This is a genomic window from Burkholderia sp. Ac-20392 (genome assembly GCF_017104585.1).
GTDB classification, from domain to species: domain Bacteria; phylum Pseudomonadota; class Gammaproteobacteria; order Burkholderiales; family Burkholderiaceae; genus Burkholderia; species Burkholderia lata.
The window spans coordinates 1-21,597 of sequence record NZ_JAAGPB010000063.1 but is presented as its reverse complement, the minus strand read 5'-3'; the positions used below and the strand labels follow the sequence as shown (position 1 = coordinate 21,597).

At 62.7% G+C, this 21,597-nt stretch carries 14 protein-coding genes; 3 read left to right on the top strand and 11 right to left on the bottom strand.

Annotated features, from left to right (window positions below):
- Positions 1–12: 12 nt before the first annotated feature.
- The 4 genes from G3N99_RS11190 to G3N99_RS11175 form a co-directional block, all read right to left on the bottom strand.
- A complete protein-coding gene (locus tag G3N99_RS11190; RefSeq protein WP_206122428.1) occupies positions 13–1,275 on the bottom strand; it encodes a right-handed parallel beta-helix repeat-containing protein in 1,263 nt (420 codons plus the stop codon).
- Between the two features lie 58 nt (positions 1,276–1,333).
- Positions 1,334–2,479 (bottom strand): acyltransferase, encoded by a 1,146-nt coding sequence (locus G3N99_RS11185; protein ID WP_206122427.1) that lies wholly within the window; start codon positions 2,477–2,479, stop codon positions 1,334–1,336.
- Positions 2,480–2,688: 209 nt separating this feature from the next.
- A complete protein-coding gene (locus G3N99_RS11180) occupies positions 2,689–4,113 on the bottom strand; it encodes a DUF6418 domain-containing protein (protein ID WP_174983009.1) in 1,425 nt (474 codons plus the stop codon).
- A gap of 218 nt (positions 4,114–4,331) precedes the next feature.
- On the bottom strand, positions 4,332–6,647 hold the full coding sequence (locus G3N99_RS11175; RefSeq protein WP_206122426.1) for a GNVR domain-containing protein: 2,316 nt from the start codon (positions 6,645–6,647) through the stop codon (positions 4,332–4,334).
- Between the two features lie 570 nt (positions 6,648–7,217).
- On the opposite strand from G3N99_RS11175, the gene G3N99_RS11170 reads away from it, so the two are divergent.
- A complete protein-coding gene (locus G3N99_RS11170; RefSeq protein WP_206122425.1) occupies positions 7,218–8,399 on the top strand; it encodes a polysaccharide biosynthesis/export family protein in 1,182 nt (393 codons plus the stop codon).
- Between the two features lie 130 nt (positions 8,400–8,529).
- Here G3N99_RS11170 and G3N99_RS11165 read toward each other — a convergent pair whose 3' ends face one another.
- The 5 genes from G3N99_RS11165 to G3N99_RS11145 all read right to left on the bottom strand — a co-directional run bounded on the left by G3N99_RS11165 (position 8,530) and on the right by G3N99_RS11145 (position 17,175).
- Entirely contained in the window at positions 8,530–9,783 is a 1,254-nt protein-coding gene (locus tag G3N99_RS11165) for a flippase (RefSeq protein WP_206122424.1), read from the bottom strand.
- Between the two features lie 55 nt (positions 9,784–9,838).
- Positions 9,839–11,014 (bottom strand): glycosyltransferase, encoded by a 1,176-nt coding sequence (locus G3N99_RS11160; protein ID WP_174936186.1) that lies wholly within the window; start codon positions 11,012–11,014, stop codon positions 9,839–9,841.
- 424 nt (positions 11,015–11,438) lie between these two features.
- On the bottom strand, positions 11,439–13,214 hold the full coding sequence (locus G3N99_RS11155) for an alpha/beta hydrolase (RefSeq protein ID WP_206122431.1): 1,776 nt from the start codon (positions 13,212–13,214) through the stop codon (positions 11,439–11,441).
- A gap of 706 nt (positions 13,215–13,920) precedes the next feature.
- Positions 13,921–14,262 carry a hypothetical protein gene (locus G3N99_RS11150; RefSeq protein ID WP_241011591.1) on the bottom strand — a complete coding sequence of 114 codons (342 nt, stop codon included), beginning with the start codon at positions 14,260–14,262 and terminating at the stop codon, positions 13,921–13,923.
- Positions 14,263–14,745: 483 nt separating this feature from the next.
- Positions 14,746–17,175 (bottom strand): right-handed parallel beta-helix repeat-containing protein, encoded by a 2,430-nt coding sequence (locus G3N99_RS11145; protein WP_174983003.1) that lies wholly within the window; start codon positions 17,173–17,175, stop codon positions 14,746–14,748.
- Positions 17,176–17,775: 600 nt separating this feature from the next.
- On the opposite strand from G3N99_RS11145, the gene G3N99_RS11140 reads away from it, so the two are divergent.
- Complete coding sequence (locus G3N99_RS11140) at positions 17,776–19,977, top strand: glycoside hydrolase family 3 C-terminal domain-containing protein (RefSeq protein ID WP_174942346.1); 2,202 nt, start codon at positions 17,776–17,778, stop codon at positions 19,975–19,977.
- A 71-nt stretch (positions 19,978–20,048) separates the two neighbouring features.
- Here G3N99_RS11140 and G3N99_RS11135 read toward each other — a convergent pair whose 3' ends face one another.
- Positions 20,049–20,219 carry a hypothetical protein gene (locus G3N99_RS11135; RefSeq protein ID WP_206122423.1) on the bottom strand — a complete coding sequence of 57 codons (171 nt, stop codon included), beginning with the start codon at positions 20,217–20,219 and terminating at the stop codon, positions 20,049–20,051.
- Positions 20,219–20,797, bottom strand: coding sequence for a DUF4865 family protein (locus G3N99_RS11130; protein WP_206122422.1), 579 nt, complete (start codon positions 20,795–20,797; stop codon positions 20,219–20,221). Before G3N99_RS11130 ends, G3N99_RS11135 begins: the two co-directional genes overlap by 1 nt.
- Before the next feature lie 127 nt (positions 20,798–20,924).
- On the opposite strand from G3N99_RS11130, the gene G3N99_RS11125 reads away from it, so the two are divergent.
- The coding region (locus tag G3N99_RS11125; RefSeq protein WP_206122421.1) for a LysR family transcriptional regulator at positions 20,925–21,597 on the top strand (673 nt) is incomplete at its 3' end.

Here is a 21,597-nt window from a genome sequence, read left to right as displayed (position 1 = left end):
TGCATCGATGCGTCAATCGATGCCGCGCTGCGGCGGGCGCGCCTGCCTGAGCGCTTCGCGCACATGGGGCAACGCCGCCGTGTCGGCCCCGACCACGTCGACCGACGCCAGATGCATGACCGCCGCCTTGCACTGCTCGGCCTTCGCGCCACCCGAGGCACAGCCTCCGTCCCCACCCACCTGCACCGGCTCCCCGCCGATCGCGGACAACCGGTTATCCGCGATCCGGTACTGCGACACGTTTCCCCACACGCGAATGCCGGCAAACCGCGCGTGCGACACGCGGTTGCCGATGACGACCACGCGCGTCACCGAGCCCGACCACGTACTGACGTCGATCGCGGCCTGCTGTGTGAGCGGGCGCGGATCGGTCCGGCCCACCTCGGTCTGGATGGACGAAATCACGTTGTTCTCGACCCGGACGTCGGACGCGCCGTAGGTTCGGTAACTATCCTCCTGCGCAACGAGGATCCCTGCACTGACCTGAACGTCACGCACGATGTTGTTCGAGATCGTCACGTCCGCGCCGCCGACCACCGTGATCCCGCGCCCCCACGTGTTGCCTTCGAGCGAGTTGCCGGTAATCAGCACGTTGCGGCTCAGCGCCCCGTCGGCCTGGTAGCTCACCACGGCGATCATGTCGTCGCCGGTACCGCGCACGACATTGCCCTGGACCAGCACGTTGCGCGTGCCGTGCGTCATGTGAATGCCGTCCGCGAGTGTCGAGTGCACCTGATTGCCGACGATCGCGACGTCCGATCCGCCAAACACGAATATGCCCGCGCTGGCACCGCCGTCGATGACGTTGTCGAGCACCTGCACGTCGTGCCCCGTCACCTCGACCTTGGTCGACTCCGGCGTGTCGAGACGCGTCGTGCCGGTTCCCTTGAAATGAAACCCGACGAGCGTCGTACCGTCCCCCCGCATCTCGATCGCCTGATTGCCGGGATCGGTCGCAATCAGCGTTGCGCCGAAACCCGACAGCACGACATGCCGCTGCCGCACGACCAACGAACGGCCGACAACATACCGTCCGGGCATGAACACCAATCGCTGGCCCGGCTGCAGCGCGTCCAGCGCGCGCTGCACGGCATCAGCCTGATCGGCTGCATCCGGGGCGGGATGAATGTACGCATCGGGTAGGTCCGCATGAATCGCACGCGGTGCGGGTGCGGTGGATACGGCTTCGGCGAACCCCGGCCACGACAGCCCGCCAGCCATCATCATGCCGGCTATGCCCATGCATACACGAGACAGGTATTGCGATCCGCGCATATCGAATCATTTCCATGGAACGAACTGACCCACGCGTCCGCGAATCCGCCCGGCGGAATCAGCCGGTCGCATCGCCCGATGCGAACACACGACTTCCCCGACGCGACGTGAGCGTACGCGCAAGCTTCACGAACGGAGCTTCACACAGTCGGTAGCCGGCCCACGCCAATGGAATCAAAGGCACGATCGGTACGATCATGTAAAGGCCAAGCGGCCATCCAACGATGTGGAAACGCTGACACAACCAGAAAGCCACGAAAAGCGGAAGACTGTGCAACAGGTAGACCGAGTAACTGATCTTTCCGATCCACGAAAGCAGACGGATGCGAAGCTTCAGCAAGGTTGCCAGTATCGCGAATGTCGCGACGCCGATCATGTAAGCGAGCGAAATAGGAAGATGAAACGCGTTGTGATGACGCCAATCCTCGATGGCCCCCACCAGCGCTATGCCGACGACCGGTATCGTCACGCAGGCGACCGCCGACCTGTAAGTCAGCGATAGTCGAGACAGTGCACCGCTCCTGGCCAACCTGATGCGCAGCAATTGCGAAGGATTGTCATACGCCATCCGAAAGCAGGCGCCCCAGAACATGATGCCGAGGTGGTACGGCATGGTCTTGTACTGACTGAGAAGATCCGCCGGGAAGAGTCGCAATTTCAGCGTCAGCACAAACAGCCCGCACAGCCCGATCGTGACAAGACACAAATGGAGCATCCGGTGAAGCGCCCCGCACCAGAACAAAATCAGACACAACCCGTAAAAATACAACTCCGTTTCCAGCGTCCAGCCATGAGGCAGGATCAGGCTTTCCCCAAACGCGGCCGGAATCATGGTCACGTTGGCCAGTAAGCCGTGAACGTCCATTCTTTTGTCGAACAGATACCAGTGAACAAAATACCCGGCAGGAAGCGCCAGCCAATATGCCGGATACAGTCGAAGGAATCGTCGAACGAGAAACCGCTTCGTGCCCGCGCCGATCTCGCCGTGCAGGCTGGTTGGAATCAGCATGCCGCTGATCGCAAAGAAAACGACTACCCCGATTCTTCCGAAATTCACGGAACGCTGCAGGGTGTCGAGCACATACTGTGAGCCGGCAAGGGGGACGAACCGTTCGGCAAAGTGCGTCCAGATGACGAGGATCACCGCAACGGCACGCATTGCGTCGATATGGTCAAACCGCTCCGAATCCTTCGCTTTTGACATGACTGGAATGATGAAGACTCAAGGTACAAGACTGCCCGCCTGCAAGACCGGACCATCCATTTCCGACCTTGACGAAGCAGACAGAGGCGCACTGCACATGCTCACAATCAAGCGATCGCCGAGCGGGCTTCGACAACTTCCTCGCGGCCCGCACCGCTGAACGACGAAAACACACGCTGACGAAAGGCCTCGGGATGGCCCGGCGTGGTTCATTTGACGTCTGAATGCTTCGCATCGACCCAATACCACCACGCGAGTGCGAGAAGCGCATAAAAAACCGTGCGCGAGCCGAACATCATCCAGTATTCGCCTTGCTGGACGGCGAAGGTCGCATATGAAAAGACCTTCGCCATCAGCCATAGCATCACGACCCCGCCGCGCATCGCAACCACGATCTGCAGCGCGCCGAGCGCGCCGTACACCAGGCCGGTCATCGCGACGAAGAGCGCGCCCCCGGCATAGCCGAACCAATACACGGGCACCGCCATGTTCCCCATCGTGAAGGTGACGTCGTCGAACATGTAGGCCCTGAGCACGCTTGGCTCGGTGTACGACTTCATCAGGTCACGCAAGCCGCTCGGTTCGGAGTCGTCGAAAAACGTCGGCATGGTCCAGGAGCCGAGCGAGTGCACGAATCGCCAGAATGCATCCGTGCCACCGAGCCTCGGCGCCGTGAACAATTGCGCGTCGTTGTCGACCACGTACCACGGCTGGCCCTGCAGCAGGAAGCGCGAAGAGAGCATGTCGGTTACTTCAAGCCCCTGCCCCCTGTAGGAGTAGACGATGGAAACGGCACCGAGCAATAGCGCCAATCCCGCACCGATACCCAGATAACGAACGACCGGCTTGCCGTTCATCGCATGAATCGAAATGAACGGGGCAAGCGAGCACAGCCCGATGTGCAGCACTGCCATGAATTGCTCGCCATGCATCACGTTGAGCGCCAGGTCGACGGCCATCGTCAGGATCGCCGCCGCCCGGATGCGCTTGTCGGAACTGGTGGCGATGGTGCCCAGCAGAAAGCCCATGAAGGACTGATTGTTCAGGAACAGGTTGAACATCATCCCGTTCGATGAATCATTCCGCAGCGCATATCGATTGATGCCGGAAAACAGCGAGAACCCCGACGTCAGACCGGCGATCACACCGATCGCGATAATCGTGGCCGCGAGTCCGAACCCTATCGCGATGCTGATCGGTTGCAACGTTATCCGCGCCCGGATCGACGCCCGCACCGGGCGTTCGTCCAGAAATCGACCGAAGGCAACGAGCGCACAGACGACAAAAACCACGTAGAACGACAGGAGCCGGCTGAATGCCCCGGTCGCGTCGCCGATGACATCGGTTTCCGTCAGATAGCCACCGTCCTCCAATCCCACGCCCGCAAGGAATGCGGTCATGGCGATCGCCAGCACGTAAAGCATCGACACGGCAAACACCGGGCGCGATCTGACCAGGCCGACGAGCCCCAGTGTTGCCAGCAGCAACGTGCACAGGGCGCTCGATTTCGCCATTCCGAGCGCCGGCATCGCCGCGTTGAACAGCAATGCCAGCGTGAAAAGCGTCAAACCAATCACGCCGGTGGCAGACACGAAGCCGCCGCTGCCTCCCAATGTTCCCGTCGTCTTACCCATCGTGCCGCAACCCGAAATTCGTTCCTTCCTTCACGCACCTGCACCATGCAGCTGCGAGCCGATCGCAGGAGATCAGGGACGTGGCGAACTGCATCCGGGAACGCATGGCCGGCCCGGGCGCAACGAACGACATCGCTCGCGCCGTATCCGTATCGACCTGACGTTTGCTTCCCACCACGGCCCGATTGCTCATCTGCCACGCTCCGCGCCAGTCAATATCACGCAACGTTTCTGAGCAGCTCCTTTCTGACTCGCGTCCATGCCCTGAACAAAAACGTATCGGATGCCACATGGCGAGGACTGACCTGCGTCCGCGTTTCCTTCGCCTGTCGACTGGCGTTCGCGTAATAGCCGTAGCGAAACGGTGAGGGCTCGAAGCCATTGAACACCAGGCCATCCACATCCGCGCCGAACTTCTTCAGGTTCTCGATCGCTTCCTCCACACCGGCGTAGCTGACCGACCCTTGCCTCACCACCATCAGCGTGATGTCGGCGAACCTCGACAAAATGGCGACGTTTGCGGCCGGATGGGCCATTGGCGCATCCACGATGATCAGGTCGTACGCGCCTCGCAGTGAAGTGAACAGCGCGTCCAGCTTGTCGGTGCCGTACAGGTTCCGCAAAGGCTTGCCCCCTTTTCCGGCAGGCAGCACGTCAAGATTGTCATGAACGCGCGAGATCGCCTTCTTGAGATCGAGCGGGCCTGTCAGCACATCCGACAAACACTTCTCGGCTTTCAACGGCAGGCATCGCTCAATGCTCGCCTGGCCCGCACTCGCACGCACAAGCAAGGTCTTGATGCCGCTATCGGCGGACAAACAGGCAAGATTGGCGGAGATCATCGACTTGCCCTGCCCCGGCTCGGGAGACGTAATCAGGACGGTCTTTGCGCTGCCTCGCTCGGTGGTCATCCTGCAATGCAACAGCAAGGCCAGATCCGCAATTGCTTCGGCGAGCGGCGTATCCGGATGCTCCCTCACGGCCATGAAAGCCGACCTGTCGTTCAAGTCGGCCTCGATCTGTTGAGGCGATGACGGGAGTACGCCAAGCATCGGGACGCCCACCATCGATTCCAGGTGCTTCGGATCGCGAACGCGCCTGAAAAACAATGCATAGCCCTGCGCCACGGCAACGCCCAGTACCAGTCCGACCACCGCGCCCAGCACGATCACGAGCATTCGCTTCGGCCGAATCGGCTTGTCGCTCACATCGGCCTTGTCGATGATCGCCGCATTGCCGACCGTGCCTGCTTTCGCAATCTGCAACTGCTGCGTGTTGTTCAGCAAGCCGACGTACAGCTGGTTATTGACTTCGACGTCTCGCGCCAGACGCAAATAGGTTTGCTGCTGCGACGGCAAATGCGCCACTTTGCTTTTCAATTCGGCCGACTGCTGATCGAGCGTCTTCAGCTTGTTGACGACGGCCGCGATCTGGGGCTGCCCGGCAACATACTTGGATGACAAGTCCTGATACTCGAGCTTGGCTTCGAGCCGCGCCTTGTCGACGAGCGCCAATTGGTCAATGAGCAGCCTGACGTCGCCTTGCGAATCGATCGACCCTTGCGAATTGCGGAACGTGTTCAGCGCCTGCTCCGCCTGCTCCAGCCGCGCCTTCACGGCCGGCAGCTGCGCGTCGAGGAATGCCTGGCTGCGCTCGGCATCCTCCGAGCGCCGTTTCGCGTTGACATCCAGATAAGCCGCGGCGATGGCGTTGAGCAGTCGCGCGGCAAACACCGGATCGGGATCCTCGAGATTGAGCTGCATGATGCCCGACTGCCGCTTCGTTTCGGCCCCGCTCAACTTGGTCAGGATGGCGTCGAGTCGCACGGGCGTGGCAACCCGCCGTACACGGAACTCCGTACCGGCGCGCGCCACGATCCGCGACACATCCACGCGATAACCGTTACCCTCGCTCGGCGTGCCGATTTCCCCCTTCAACACCTCCTGACCATCGCTGTCCTTCAACACGAACCGGTTGCCTTCGAGGTAATCGAACTCCAGCTTTTTGCCAAGCTGTGCTTCCGGGACATCGAATTTGCTGAATTCGACTCGTTCACCGCCCCACGCCCAGAACGGCGTATTGAACAGCGGAATGACGAGACCACTCGCATCTTTCGACAGGATCGAACCCAGAAAACCCGCTACAAGCGGAATCCGGTTACTGACTGAAACTTCCGCCTGCGCGGCGGTTGCCTCGATCGCCTGGGTGACGACCGTGCGCGAACGAGCGATATCGATTTCGCCGACTACGGCAGAATTCTGAATATCCAGTGCATTCGAAATCTCGGAGAGCGAACCCAGCGCGCTATGCTTGTTTTCCTGGACCTGTATCAGGGTATCAACCGAGTAAATCGGCGTCGCCGAAATGGCATAAACAAATGCCAACAGCAGACACCCCAGGAAAACAGAAATAAACGCCACTCGATAATAAAATACATTTTCGAGCAATTCGGCCAGTGTAAAGCGGGACGCGTCGCGAGAAATATTTCCCGCTCCGTCCCGGTACTCATTCGGCGAAGGTCGATCCAATGCCATGCATAAACTCCCAAATTGCCACCTTGCCGGGCTTCACGTGGCGGCGCGTGCTCGTGGCCATGCGTGCCGCGCGACGCACGCCAGGTCGCGCCATCCCGGGCGCCTGCCCTGCATCCGGCCGTAGATCGGCAAAAAGTACGTCACTGAACCGTCGCCCCGGGAACACCAATGATTCTGTTTGTCCCGGCCACTATGCGATAAATGCCCGGTACGCTAAGTGCGATGGCTTACATTAATAAGCACTGGTGGTGCAAATCACTGGGTTGCCAACCTGTCTCGTGCTATGTTAAGTACGCGTTGTTTCCGCTTCCGGCAGCCCATGACAATACTGTGGCTTGACGGCGCAATCAGAAATGTGACGTGAATACGTCTTTTCATATCATTCATCGCGTCACCTCGATTTGACGATCTTTATCAAACAAGGCGACACAGGACCATTGATATCGGGGTGTCGAGATGAAAAATCTTCCGATCTAGAAGGCACGGCGATCATTAAATTTATTTAAATTGTTTCTGAATACAGGCCTACCCGGCCGGCAGATCGGCCGGCTTACCATGCTGAATGACGATATGAACAACCCCCAGCTATTCGATGCGCCCGCGCTGAAAAAGAACGACCCTGCCGTGCGTCGAATGCGCGCCGCGATCTCCCTGGCGATGTCCACCCTGCTTTCAGCGTGTGCGTTTGCGCCCGGCCAGCACATGGCGGAGCCGGCTGCGTTGCCGGTCACGACCGCCGACAATGGCGACGTGACCAGCGACATGAAGGTCGCGGTCAAGCAGATCGATCTGACGCTGATCAACCAGATTCACACGGAACAGAAGCTCCTTCCCGCGCGGTCGATCCCGAGCAATTTGCTCGGCAAGCCGGGGGCCTACAAGCTCGGCCCGGGTGACGTGTTGCAAATCACGGTTTGGGATCACCCCGAATTCGCCGCCGCTGTCGGCCAGCCGACGCAGAACACGAAGCCCTCCGACGCAGCGCCGGGTTTCGTTGTCGATAGCGACGGCAACGTGCAGTTTCCCTACGTGACGCGACCGATCCACGCGGCCGGAAAGACCGCGGCGCAGGTCCAGCGGGAACTCGATGCCGAACTCAGGAAGGTGTTCGTCAAACCACAGGTGACCGTTCGCGTGGCATCGTTCCGTGCCGAGCAAGTGTATGTGGACGGCGAAGTACGCACCCCTGGCTCGCAGACGATCAACGACATTCCGATGACACTGGTGGAAGCGGTCAATCGCGCGGGCGGCTTTGCGCCGACCGCGGATCAGAGTCGCGTGACCGTCACGCGCAACGGCGAGATCTATCCGGTGAATGTCGCGCAGATGATGAAGACCGGCAAAAGTCCCGCCGCCATCATGCTGCAGCCAGGCGACCTGCTGCATGTGGGTGCTCGCGACGACAATCCCGTCTATGTCATGGGTGAAGTGAACAAGCCGCTGGCCGTGCCGCCCCTGCGCGATGGCTCGCTCACCTTGAGTGCAGCGCTTTCGGAGGCCGGGCAACTCAATCAGCAGACGTCGAACGCCCAGCAGGTTTTCGTGCTGCGCAAGGCCGCCGACAGCGAGCCGGTCATCTTTCACCTCGACCTGAAGTCGCCCGTCTCGATGCTGCTCGCGAATCAGTTTCCGCTCGCGTCGAAGGATATCGTGTATGTCGACAACACCGGCCTGGTCCGCGCGAGCCGCGTGCTGAACCTGTTGCTGCCGGCGATCAGCGCGGGGTTGACCGGGGCGCTCGTCACCAAGTAACCGGAAGATCGACAGGACGGGAACCGCGACGCCTGTCGACTCGCATTCCGCCATGGCAGCAGCGTGGAAGGATCGCGAGTCCAACGCATCACGCTGCCAGCGTCGCCGCCCCGGCAGCGCGCAAATCGCATCAACCCGAACGCGCAGACAGATTGATCAGGCCGACCCGGTCACGACAGAGTACATACGCGAGCGCGATAGCGACGGCCGATTCGGCGATCAACACCGCGATAGCCGCCCCGCGCTCCGCGAACAGCATCGCAAGCGGCGGCAGCAGCGTCACGTTCAACACCCCGGACGAGATCAGGATGATGCTGAAGGCGCGCTTCATGCCCATCGGCAACATGGTTTGAACGCCGAACAGGTCGGTCATGCATGCCATGAACGGCACCAGCGCCAGACAACGCAGTACGCCGACCGTCGGCGCAAACGAGCTGCCGTACAGGATCCGCACGACGAATGGTGCGCTAGCGTAGATCGTTGCCGACATGGCCAGCACCAGCGCGCCCTGCAGCACGATCAGCTTTCGCAAGAACGCAAACGCGTCGTCACGCGCGTGATGCATCAGGTACGTCACGTGCGGATAGGTTGCGGCTCTCAGCGGTTGAAGCAGGCCGACCGCGGCCCGAATCAACTTGTCACCCGCCGCAAAATAGCCGGCGGCGACACTTCCCGAAACGATACTCAGCAGAACGGTATTGGTCGATGCGTAGAACGAGATCGACGTCGATGCCAGAAATACCTGTGAGCCGCCTTTCAGTGCGGCAGCGATGTCGGCGAACCGCACGCGGACGGCTTCGATCTCGCGACGGAAGAACAGGTACGCAAGCAACGTCACCCCGCAAAGCAGCGGCACCGCAGCGTTGATGGCGACCGCGTGCAGGAGATCGTCCGGCGTGCGCACCCACATGAAGAAGGCCGCGACGCTGCATGCACGGTACACGACCACCGTGGCACTGTAGACGCTCAACTTCTGGATGCCCTGAAAGTACCAGCCCGGTGTAAGCGCGGCGCCCACCGCCATCCCGAAGCCGATCAGCAGGGCCGTGCGTTCTGCCGCGAAATGCGGAATGAGCAGGGTCAGGGCGACGAGTACGGCGAAGCCGGCGACCGTGATCGCCCATTGGGCACAAACCGTTGCCCAGAAAATGCGGGATCGTTCCACCCTGCCGTCCGCCAGCGCGACACGGGGCGTCGCGGTCAGGTCGAAGCTGTAATTGGCAAGGTTGATGAAATACGTCGTCACCGCCAGCACGAACGACAACCGTCCGTATTGCAGCGGGCCGAGTACGCGCGTCAGCAGGGGCAACGTGACGAGCGGCACGACGTACGTCGAGATTTGCAACGCGAACAACAACGCAAAATTTTTTCGGACAGCGGTCATCGTGCTTTCTGGGCTGAGAGGAAACAGTGTGCCGCGACTTTCAATGTGCCCACATTCACGGTACATCCCTACCGATGCCGAGTACGGCACACAGCGACGACGCGTAGCATTCGACCGAGTAACGCGACCAGTCGTAGTGACGATTTTCGCTATCGAGGTGCGCGCGCAGTTCGGCGAGCGCGCGCGAGAAGCCTTCGGACGTGTTCCGGTAGAGAATCTTGTTGCCGATCTCGTCGCCAAAGGTCGACAGGCTTCCGATGTCATGCACGAGCGCCGGCAGGCCGAGCATCGCCGCCTCGACGATCACGAGCGGGGCATTTTCCACCCAGATCGACGGCAACACGAGCGCGTCGTGCGTGGGTAGCGCGGCGAACAACGTTGCATGATCGAGGCGCCCGGCGAAACGCAGCCGCCCCGACTCGACGAGTGTCGCGTGATGTGTCTCGAGGTGGGCCCGCTCCGCTCCGTCGCCATAGACAGTCAGCGACGCAATCGCATCGCCGGCCGATTCGCTCATGAGCGCGAGAAACCGGCCGAGGCCCTTGTCCGCGTCCACACGACCGACGAATGCCAGATCGAGGCGATCGCCCCGGGCGGGTTTGGGCGGACGGGGAACCAGCGTCGAATCGATCGGATTCGGCACCAGCGTGGCGCGTGTTCGGCCACCCTGCGCAATGAGGTCGCGCATGAACGGACTCGGACAGAGAATCTCGTCAAACAGGCCACGCGGGTCGAACAGCGCATTGACCGCATGCCAGTGCAGCTTCTTCGCGACATCGTGAACAAAGCCGCGCGGGCTCGCCGTGAGAGCGATGCGCCGGCCGCGATGCAACTGGTCGATCGGCAACGGCTGCGCGCGCCCGCGGGAATAGATCAGCAGGCTCGGGTTGTAGAACAGCAAATGGTAATCGTGCGCGGTCATGAACAGACCACATCCCGAGTGCCGCTTGTAGCGAGCGAGCACGGGCAGAATCGCGCTCGACAGCAGGTTGTGGTAATTGTGTACGAGGATGCGTTGCGGGCGAAATCGATCGAGCAGCGTGAGGAGCGCACGCGCTGCGGCACGTGACCATGCACGTGCGCGGCCGCCGCCTGCGACATCGGGCAATGCACGCTCGTCGAAGGTTTCGACCACCACGCCGTGGCAAGCACGAAGCACGTCGACGGACACCCGGTACACTTCCTCGCCCCCGCCCTTCCGAACGAAGTCGTTGATCACCAGCACATGCATCACGATCGACCTCGGTGGACGCAATGTCGCGATTGCGATGCCACGTCGTCGCCTGCATGACCGGGCCCGACGTTCGCTCGCTCGTTTCGCGAACCGGCGTCATCCCGTGTCGCCTGCGCAAGATCGTGCGTTACCCGCTGGCGGTGACGCCTATCCCACTTTCGATGTGCCAGACACGCTTGCTTCATTGTCATTCCTGGACGGAGTCGCGATGGCGCTTGCGAACCGGCAACCCCATGAAAATTCGACACGGTCAGGATAAGGTGACCGAAGCAGCGGATCTGTTCGTCCGGTTACGTTAGCGGGAGACTTTGGCAAAACCACCACCGGCCGACGCCCCGTTGCCGCGCTCCCGAGACGCTCGCACGAGAGAGACGTCGCGATCGCCGCCCGGTCGGTCCTGCGTGCGACGTCTGCTCGAACGTCATGAGGGCGCGTGCTCCGGTTGCGCGGGTACCGAGAATTCGGCCGGCGCGTACCAGGAGGCCAGCAGCTCGGCGCAACGGGTGACCACGTACTGCGCAGCGGCGTTGCCGTGCAACGAATGGTCGAGCGTGTCCTGCAGGTCGACGGATACGTTCGGCCAATGCGCGAACGCACGGGATGCGGGGCCAAAATGCCGAACGAGCGCGTCGACGCCCGTATCGAACGTGCCGTAGACGAGATGGGTACGGATGCCGCCAGTCGACATGCCACGCAGCAATCCCCGAGGCGTCTCGTTACCCGGCCGCCAGCCGAAATGCTCACCGACCCGCTTGACGGGCACGGTCATGATGCCCGCGACCAAACGGAACAGCGCACGCAGGACCGGCCGTGGATCGCGCCCTTCGAGTATCAGCCGACGCAGCTTGTGGCGGCTGCGCAGCGACGCCCAGTAGCCGCGCATCGAATTTGTCTGGTTATTGACGGCATCCGCGAGCGTTGCTCCGCGCGGCCAGATGAAAACCGGAAGATTGACCGCAATCACGCCGGCGAAATGCTCGCGCGCGGCGGCATGAAGTGATGCGTACGCGCCAGAGCAAATCCCGAACGCAACGATTTCGCGATGCCCCTGCTCTTTCAACCAGTCGGCTGCGGATGCGATATCGACAATCACCTGATCCGAATACGGGATGTCGGACTGATCGTCTCTCGCACGCGGGCCGCTGTCGCCGATGCCGCTCGAATCGATACGCAGGCTGCTGATACCCGATGCCGCGAGCGACCGGGCAAGTCGAACCGCAAACCGACCGTCGGCGACATGCGGATTGGCCGCCGTATTGGTAATCAGCAGGGTCGGCGCGGCAGCGCGTCGGATGCTGCCGGCCGGTTCGCACAGCACGCCAGCCAATCGCCCTGGCCCCACGGAGATCAACCGTTCGATACAGCCCTCCCCGGCCAGCGTCACGGCCGACTCGGATTCCCGCACGGGAACGCGAACGGCCGCATCGGAACCGTCGTCGATCCAGTTCGCGATCGTGTCGAGCAATCCGTCGGGTAGCCGCGACCAGACCGGCTCCCTCATGATGCTGCCCCAATCGGGGCAGGTCCGAACATCGACAGAAACACCGCGTGCCTGTAGCGCATCCGACAAGGCAGGCGCGTCGCCGTACGGCGCATCGACGAGCAACGCGCGCGACGGCAATGCCTGAAACCGCCCCGCAGACTCGCACAGGTTGATGCCTCGAAGGGCCGCGACGAGATCATCGGGATACGCGTGCCCGAGCACATGGAGGGGCCGCTCCTCTCGAATCGCATCCCGCACGGCAGGCGGCGCGTTATCGAGCCAGCGTTGCGCGACGAGAGAAAGCTCGCGCAGGTAGCCGCGGCCGCGCACCACGGGCGCCAGCGCAACGAAGCGCGTGAATCCGGGGAGGCCGTCCGCGGCGAGGAGCGCCAACGCGGCACCGGCGCGCACGCCGACGAGCGTCAGCGTGTCCGGCACGACACGCTCGCGCAACGCATCGACGGCATGCCGAACGCTCGCGAGCATATGGTCGAAGCGGTCGGCGTCGTGTTCGTCGCCCAGCGAGTCGCCGCTCGCCGGATAGTGGAATCGCAGCACCGGAAAGCCGCGATCGGCGAGATGCTCGGCGAGCGAGCGCACGAGTTTGTGAAGCCAGAGCGCCTCGTGACCGAGCGGCTCGCAAATCACGATGCCATGCGGGCGATTGCCTGCGTGAAACCAGCCGACACATCCGTTGAACTGAATGGGTGTCATGATCCGGTCCTTGCGCTGTACACCTGATGGCGCGATGCGCTGCTGGATGCCTGCCGGATACCTCGAAGCAGGCATCCGGGTACCGGAAACGACTGCACATGCGTCCGTGCGAACTTCAACTTGCGGCCACAACGAGGCTGCCCGTTCGCGCGGCCGCACAAGACAAATCGGGAACGACTGACGTTGCGACGATGCGAGCCGATTCCCCGTAACCGGCTCCGTCCTTGCGTATCGATTTGGGTTCCCACAAAAACGCCCGTATGTGAAAACACCCGCGTACCCGACCGGGTCCGGCGAGTGCCTGTCGAGGATCGCCTGACCTGCAAGCGCCTCTGGGTTGAGATTGGTCTTGGTAATTTTTTGGTCGGATGACGTTACATTTCCGTTCCTTCCCCCCGGATCAGCCTGACACGCCAGACACGGCGGCCCGCTCGAATATCGACGATTAGGCCACTCAATCCCGACAAATTTCGTACGCCACATTACATTTGTACAACGCGCCTTCGCGGACCTGCGGCGCCACTGTCATGCAAGGCTCGCCGCCGATCGTGCGCGGTCGCCCCGACCGACCACCCGGCACGGGTGGACGATGTGACGCGCGCCCGTCGACGTGTAGACCTGGGCTCGACTGCCGGCCCCATGGCCGCACCGTACAGGTCCGCCGTCCGTTCAACGCCGCCCATGTGACCAAGCGCTTCGCCCGGATTCATCGCCCATCGGTCAAGGTCGGCATCGCCGGACGGGGCACTTCGCCCGGCACGAATACCTTCGTCTCGCCTGCCGCATGCACGCGTACCAGATCACCGTCGCGCAGCACGATGCTGGACCGAATCACGCCGGCCGCGGTCGTCAAGCCGCCTGCGCGATCGATCGCCTCGAGCAGCGTCATCGGCACGTCGTTGACGAGCTGCAATCCGGGCGTATGCAAGCCCCCATCGAGATAAACGTGCTTGCTGCGATAAGTCTGGATGCGCAGCGCAATCTGCGGCTCGCGTACGTATTCGCCGAGCCGCCTGGCCGGCGTCGTGCGCGCCTTCGCCTCGGTCATCCCTGCCACGTGTACGAGGCTCGCGTACGCGCCGCGCGCAGTCGCGGTGAACCGAGCCTCGATACAGATTGTGTAGTCATTGACATCGCGCCCTTCCAAACTGTGCAGGAACCCGCCCGATATGACGGATGACTGCATGACACCGCCTGCATCCTGTCGGCCGACGCAACCCTGCCGGTCGTGCTCCGGCCGGGTTGCTCACGCGTTGATGCTTGATTGGACACTGTCTGGCGCCGTGCGTATGTGAGCAACCCCACCGAAAACCTATCTTCATACAAAAATCCGATCAGGCCTCGCGGAACGCGCCCCTACCACGCTGACCACACTGCCCGAAACCGGTGCCCGACCGCCGCGAGCGCGGTCGCCGGATTCGTCGTTGCAAAAAAAAGCGCACCGATCGGTGCGCCTTGCGGTGGAGGACTCTGTCACAAAGTCGCTAAGGCAGCCTTGTCAACCGCCACACCATTTGTTCAGCGTCGCGCGTTACTGCCCGAGTCTGGGAATCATCGTGACGGTTGGCGCGGTGCCATAAGCGACCGTCATCGCATCGCCCGGCTTGAGATCGATCAACCCGTTCGTCAATCCTGACGCATAGGCTGCCTGCCCGTTTCGCGAGACGCTGATCGACGACACGGAGCCGCCGACGACCGACAGGCTGACCGCACTCGGGTAGCCGTTCGCGAACGTCCACGGTGAAGCACCCACCGTCTGCACGACCGGCGTCAATTGCACGCCGAAGCCGACGAAGCCGTTTTGCGCAATATTGTCTTCACTCCACGACGTGTAGGCCCATGAGCTCGACGAGATCAGCGAATCGATCGCGCGAGGATAGTTGACCGGCTGCGCCATATAGTTTCCCCGCAGTTTGAGCGACGCCCCGGCCGTGAGCGCCCCGACCGTGATGAGGCGAGCGAAGCCGTTGCAGCAACCGATGTTCTCGCCGGCATTGCCGCTGATCTCCGTGAACGACGTGCAGGATCCGTCCACGTAGATTCCGTCCTTCGAGATGCCGGACAATTGATTCTTCGAGACGATGCATCCGCGTGTGTTGTACAGCGTAATTCCGGAAACGGCGCTCAGCCCGCCGGTCCCGGTGAACGCGATCGACGCACCGTTGGCAACGCCGCTGCCCGTGACATTGCTGGACAGCGTAACGGTCGGGCCGTTTCCGTTACCGGAAACCGACGTCACGTATGTGCCGACCGGGATATTCGCACCGGATACGCCTTGCCCCACCGCGCAGCCGCGTGCCGACGGATACGGCGTGAACGTCAGGGTGTTGGTTCCCGGTGCCGCGGCAGCCGAGGTCGTAATCGTTTGCGACGTCATGCAAACCATCGGGGTGAAGACGATGGAAGCGCCGCTCGCTACGGTGCCGGTCGTCGGCTTGCTCAGCGTGACCGAATTCGGCGTCACGCCGATCACGAAGGTTCCGGCCGCGATGTTGGTTCCGCTGACGCCCTGTCCAACCGACACGCCTGTCGTTTCGTTTCCCGGTGCCCCGAAACCATAGTTGTCGTTGTAGGTCACGCCCGTCGTCGAGGCGAACGTCAACGATGTCGCGGCACTCAGGGCCGACGCGGTGGTCTTGATCGTCGCGCCGAACAGGCCGACACCGGAAAAAATCACCGTCCCGCCGCTCGGCACGGTCGCATTCCGGTCCAGCGTTACCGTCGATACGCCTGCCGACGCGACCGTGCCGATCGGCACGCTTGTCGACCCGTTGAAATACCAGGCCGTCATGCCCACGGCAACGCCAGGAATATTGGCAAAGCTCAGCGTTTTGGACGCCGACGTCGCAGCGATCGTCGTCAACGGGAATCCGTTCTTGTTGTTCGGATCCCAGGCGTTGCTGATCATGTTCTGCGAAATGTTGACGTGGATGTTGCTTCCGGCCGGCTGCCAGAGTCCGACTGGCGTTCCCGCAGCGTTCTTGATCGTGTTGTTGACGATCGTGATGTTCGAATTATTGAATCCGGCCGTCGCGGTCACGACCAATGCGCCGTAGCCGATCGGCCCGTTTGGCGAATTGACTATGGCACCGATGTTGGACTGAACCCCGCACGTATCCAGAACGTTATTGGCGACCGTCACATTGTCGTTGCCGTACGATTGGTAGACGCTCGTCAACTCCGACGCAACATAAATGCCGGCCGCCATCGGGTTGTAGATCTGGTTGTCGGTCACCGTGATGTCTTGAGCACCGACAATCGCTATGCCACGCGCATATTTGGTTCCGACAACCCGGTTGCTTGCGATCGTGATGCGGCGGGGCCGGACGCCTTCGTTGAAATAGCCGACCACGGCAAACGCGTCATCGCCACCGTTGATCACCTCATTGTTCGTAATGGTGATGTCCGAGCTTGCCTTGGTCACATGAATGCCGTCATGCCAGATGTCGAGCAGCGTATTGCCGAACACCTTCCCGTTGGCGCAGCTGCGCATGAGCGCGCCGCCGCCGGCCGAGTTGTTGAACTTGCACCCCGAAATTTCGAACTGACGGCAGTCCTGCAAATTGAGTGAGCCGGCATTCTCGTCCGGATAATAGGCGGTCGCATTCTTTGAAAAGAACTGCAGATTCTGAATCTTGAAATTACTGGCGCTGCGCCAGTAGATCACCGAATTCTGGCCTTGCGATGTCGTGCATTGCAGGATCGAGTCCCATCCGGCTCCGACGATCGACGCCGTTGCAGTCAGCGTATTGCTGTACAGATACGTCCCCGGCGGGAAATACAGCGGGATTCCGGCATTGAATGCCACCTGGAGCGCCGCCGTATCGTCAGTCACGCCGTCACCCATCACCCCGAACCGCCTCACGCTCATCGGGAGATCGACCAGTTCCTGCAAAAGCGGGCGGGCGGTCAGGCCCGTCGCGGTACCCACAACGTATGTCGCCGGAAATTCTGCTGTCATTCAGGCACTCCGTATCGTCGCAATTCAATTGCGATGCAATGAAGTTAAAAATCAGGAAATCCGAAGGGAATCGGCACACGCGATCGCTCGTACGCGCCCGCTCCAGAATAGAAGCGGCGTTCCCGACAAACAGTGCGCGAAATCACCGAAGCCCGGTTCGATGCGCACGCAACGAAACGAAAAAGGACGCACGCGTCGCCACACGACTGCTGTGCAAATACACCCGCTCCCAGGTACTTCTTACCCGACCACACCCCCGACATCGGGAACGATGACCGCCTTTCCACCCCGCTGCGCGCCCCTGCAGAAGAAAGATCGGACATATCAGTAGAAACACCGATGCTGTAGTCAAACTACATTCATACCATTTGTCACTGCAGAGAATCGCTACATCCGATTCGGCAGCGTCGGGCGGCCCGTGCGTCGCCGCCCGCGTGCGCCGGTCGGGCCCAACCGGCCGTAACGATTCCCCGCCTGGCCTGGCATGCCGACGCGCAACCACCCTGCATCGCCAGCCAATTGCGTCCGGTGCGAATCCACCGGACGTGCGCAGCTCCAGACATCATCCGAACAACCGGCAATACGATCATGGAGAGCAACATGCGGGACACACTCTGGCCGGCCGTCGTGCTGGCAGCGACCCTCTGCACCACCGCCTATGCGGGCGACGCCGATTTCAACGCGCAGGGCGACGCGACCGATGCGTTTGCGTCTGCCGCGGCGGTTCGACGCGCGGACCTGCTCGTGCGCAAGATGACGCTCGACGAAAAACTTCAGTTCATTCATTCGCAATACGAAATGTCCAAGGTGCCGGGCGGCGGCGCCGGCTACATCCAGGGCGTGCCGCGGCTCGGCATTCCCGACCTGAACATGGTCGATTCAGCAACGGGTTCCGGCAGCACGTCGCAGGCCAGCACGACATTCCCCGCGACGATTGCCGTAGCCGCGAGCTGGGATCGACGCCTGTCGTACGACTACGGCAAGCAGGTCGCAATCCAGTTGCGCGCGCAAGGATTCGGCATGGGCCTGGGCGGCGGCACCAACCTCGCGCGCGAACCGCGCGGCGGCCGCCTGTTCGAGTATCTCGGCGAGGATCCGCTGCTCGCCGGCGACCTGCTCGCCGAACGCACGCTCGCCACGCAGCGGCAGAAAGTCATCGCGACCATCAAGCACTATGCCGGCAACGAGCAGGAGCACGGCCGGATGGGCGGCAACACGCAGATCGACGAGCGCACGCTGCGCGAGCTCTACCTGCTGCCGTTCGAGATTGCCGCGAAGCGCGGGCGGCCCGGCAGCGTGATGTGCAGCTACAACCGCCTGAACGGCGCGTATGCATGCGAGAACTCTCACCTGCTGAACGACGTGCTGAAGAACGAATGGGGCTTCCAGGGCCAGGTACAGTCCGACTGGGGCGCGACGCACAGCACCGCCGCCGCGATCAACGCCGGGCTCGACGAGGAAGAAGACGTCGGATCGACCGTGTACCTGACGCCGGCAGCCGTCAAGCAGGCCATCGCGAACGGCTCGGTGTCGACTGCACGACTCGACGACATGGTGCGACGCAAGCTGGCAGTGATGATCCGCGTCGGTGTGATGGACGATCCGGCCAAGGGCGGCGGCACGATCGATTTCGCGGCTGCGAACCGGTTTGCGCAGGCTGCTTCCGAGCAGTCGATCGTGCTGCTGAAGAACGACGGCAACCAGTTGCCGCTTGCGGCGTCGGCGCTATCGCATATCGCCGTGATCGGCGGCCATGCCGATGCGGCCGTGCTGTCCGGCGGCGGCTCGGGCAACACGCGCGACCCCGTGTCGGGATCGTTCGCGGGCTGCGGCGGCCTGACGTTCGGGTCGTCGACCGGATGCAGCTGGTGGCGCAATCCGTGGCTGAAGGTCGACGTGCCGATCGTCGCGGCGATCCGCGCGCTCGCACCGGCCGCGCAGGTCACGTATGCCGGCAACAGCGATCAGCAGTCGCCGTTCCGCGCGTACACGCAGCAGGAGATCGACCAGGCCGCGGCGCTCGCGGGCCGTTCGGACGTCGCGATCGTCGTGGTCGCGCAGCCGGCCGGCGAGGATTTCGGTGATCTCCAGAGCCTGAGCCTCGCGAACCCGTCGAACCAGGACGCGCTCGTCGAAGCCGTCGCGCACGCGAATCCGCACACGATCGTCGTCGTCCAGAGCGGCAACCCGGTGCTGATGCCGTGGAAGGACCAGGTATCCGCGATCGTCGAAGCGTGGTATCCGGGCGAAGCCGGCGGCAAGGCGATCGCGAACGTGCTGTTCGGCGCGGTGAATCCGTCCGGCAAGCTGCCCGTCACGTTCCCCGCGCGCGATCAGGATTCGCCGACCTGGGGGCAAAACGGCACGTTCGACAACGATCCCGTCTATGCGGAAAAGCTGAACATGGGCTATCGCTGGTATGACGCGCACAACATCAAGCCGATGTTCGAGTTCGGCTACGGGCTGTCGTACACGCACTTCGCGTATTCGGGGCTGTCGGTGGCGAAGCAGTGGGACGGGGCGCTGAGCGTCGCGTTCACCGTGCGTAACGACGGGCGCGTGGCCGGCGCGGAAACGCCGCAGGTCTATCTCGGCGTGCCGTACAAGGACGAACCGCCGAAGCGGCTGGTCGGCTGGGAGAAGATCCGGCTGAATCCGGGCGAGACGCGGCGTGTGCGCGTCACCGTGTCGCCGCGCATGCAGAGCGTGTGGGATACGTCGCGTAACGGCTGGCGCGTGGTGCCGGGCGGGACGGTGTATGTCGGCGCGTCGTCGCGGGATATCCGGTTGCAGGGGCACTGAGCGGCGATAGCCGACGGAGGAGCCGCGCACGTCGAGCGCGGCTCCTCCGTATTCACCCATCCGCTGCCCCCTTACCGGAACAACAGCGCCAGCAACGTCGCGAGCGCGGCTATCGCGGCGATCCCCGCCGCCATCCCGGCCAGATGCGCGGCAATCACCAGGCTGGCCGGCAATCGCGCGGATGCCGGGCCGCTCGCCCCATCCGCCGGCCCGGCCCGCGATCGGAATGCGACGCCGGCCATCACACCCCGCTCCCTTCGAGCGTATCGAGCAACGGTCGGGCCAGATGCAGGACCTGATACACCGTGCCCGCGCCGCCGTCGTCCGGCTCGTGCTCCGATACGCGTACTCGCGTCAGCCTCCAGCGCAGCGGATCGAGGCTGACGGCGGCCGCGACCGTACCCGGCCGCGCCGCCACGTCTCGATTGCGCGCGACCTCCTGTGCCAGCGTCGCGTCTAGGTCGGCATCCGCCGGAATGTCGATGGCTTCCAGCCGCACGAAGCGCCCCGTCGACGCACTGCCCTTGCGCGCATCGAGCGCGACCTGCACGTCGATCGGCGCGCGTCCGAAGCTGTCCGTCACGACCCGATAGCGGCCGTCCGTGACGAACCTGGTGAACGCCTGTTCATTGCGCAACAGATAAAGCGAGGCATAGCCGTTTTCCGTCGCACCGTAGCGGCCCGCCTCGCGCAGCAGGAACCCCTTGAACACCAGATCCGGCGTGTCATCCCAGAGCCTGCCGCGCTCGCGCACGCGATTGCGGATGATGTCGAGGTCGTAGTCCGCCGGCAGGCGGTGCACGTAGTACGCGGTCAGCATGATCGACTCCTGGGATTGAAAAGGGAGATTCCGAACGGCTTGGAAACAGCGTAGAAGACCTTGAATCATTTGAAAAGACGATGGCAGAATATTTCAATGATTCATTTCTGAAATGGATGAGTGCGCGATGAAAACACTCGACATCGAAGCTGTGCAGGCATTCGTGCTGACCGCCGACCTCAAGAGCTTCACGCGGGCCGCCGAGGCGATGGACACGACACAGTCCGCGGTAAGCCTGAAGATCAAGCGGCTTGAAGACGGCCTCGGCCGCCGCCTGCTGGAACGCACGCCGCGGCAGGTTCGCCTGTCGGCCGACGGCACCGCGTTCCTGGAACCCGCGCGCGAGCTCGTGGCCGCTCACCAGGGTGCGGTCGGCGCGTTCGGCGCCGGGCAGCGGCGGCTGGTGATCGGCGTGAGCCATCACGTCGTCGGCGCCGATCTGCCGATGCTGCTTCGGCGCATGAGCGAAGCGGAACCCGGGCTCGTGCTGGAGATCCGGGTCGCTGCGTCACGCGACGTGCTCGATGCGTTCGACCGGGGCCAGCTCGACGCCGCCGTCGCGCTACAGCACGACAGCCGGCGGCTCGACGGCGAAACCCTCCTGTCGGAGTCGTTCGGCTGGATGGCCGCAACCGATTTCGAGTACCATCCGCCGCAACCGCTGCGGCTCGCGACGCAGGCCGAGCCGTGCAGCGTGCGTCGCATGGCGATCGGCGCGCTGGACGAAGCCGGTGTCGCGTGGACGGAGGTATTCGTCGGCGGCGGCGTGGCGACCATCGGCGCGGCGGTGTCCGCGGGGC

Coding starts and splice junctions, on each gene's coding strand:
- G3N99_RS11190 (WP_206122428.1), bottom strand. CDS start 1,275: ATGCGCGGATCGCAATACCTGTCTCGTGTATGCATGGGCATAGCCGGC.
- G3N99_RS11185 (WP_206122427.1), bottom strand. CDS start 2,479: ATGTCAAAAGCGAAGGATTCGGAGCGGTTTGACCATATCGACGCAATG.
- G3N99_RS11180 (WP_174983009.1), bottom strand. CDS start 4,113: ATGGGTAAGACGACGGGAACATTGGGAGGCAGCGGCGGCTTCGTGTCT.
- G3N99_RS11175 (WP_206122426.1), bottom strand. CDS start 6,647: ATGGCATTGGATCGACCTTCGCCGAATGAGTACCGGGACGGAGCGGGA.
- G3N99_RS11170 (WP_206122425.1), top strand. CDS start 7,218: ATGAACAACCCCCAGCTATTCGATGCGCCCGCGCTGAAAAAGAACGAC.
- G3N99_RS11165 (WP_206122424.1), bottom strand. CDS start 9,783: ATGACCGCTGTCCGAAAAAATTTTGCGTTGTTGTTCGCGTTGCAAATC.
- G3N99_RS11160 (WP_174936186.1), bottom strand. CDS start 11,014: ATGCATGTGCTGGTGATCAACGACTTCGTTCGGAAGGGCGGGGGCGAG.
- G3N99_RS11155 (WP_206122431.1), bottom strand. CDS start 13,214: ATGACACCCATTCAGTTCAACGGATGTGTCGGCTGGTTTCACGCAGGC.
- G3N99_RS11150 (WP_241011591.1), bottom strand. CDS start 14,262: ATGACCGAGGCGAAGGCGCGCACGACGCCGGCCAGGCGGCTCGGCGAA.
- G3N99_RS11145 (WP_174983003.1), bottom strand. CDS start 17,175: ATGACAGCAGAATTTCCGGCGACATACGTTGTGGGTACCGCGACGGGC.
- G3N99_RS11140 (WP_174942346.1), top strand. CDS start 17,776: ATGCGGGACACACTCTGGCCGGCCGTCGTGCTGGCAGCGACCCTCTGC.
- G3N99_RS11135 (WP_206122423.1), bottom strand. CDS start 20,219: ATGGCCGGCGTCGCATTCCGATCGCGGGCCGGGCCGGCGGATGGGGCG.
- G3N99_RS11130 (WP_206122422.1), bottom strand. CDS start 20,797: ATGCTGACCGCGTACTACGTGCACCGCCTGCCGGCGGACTACGACCTC.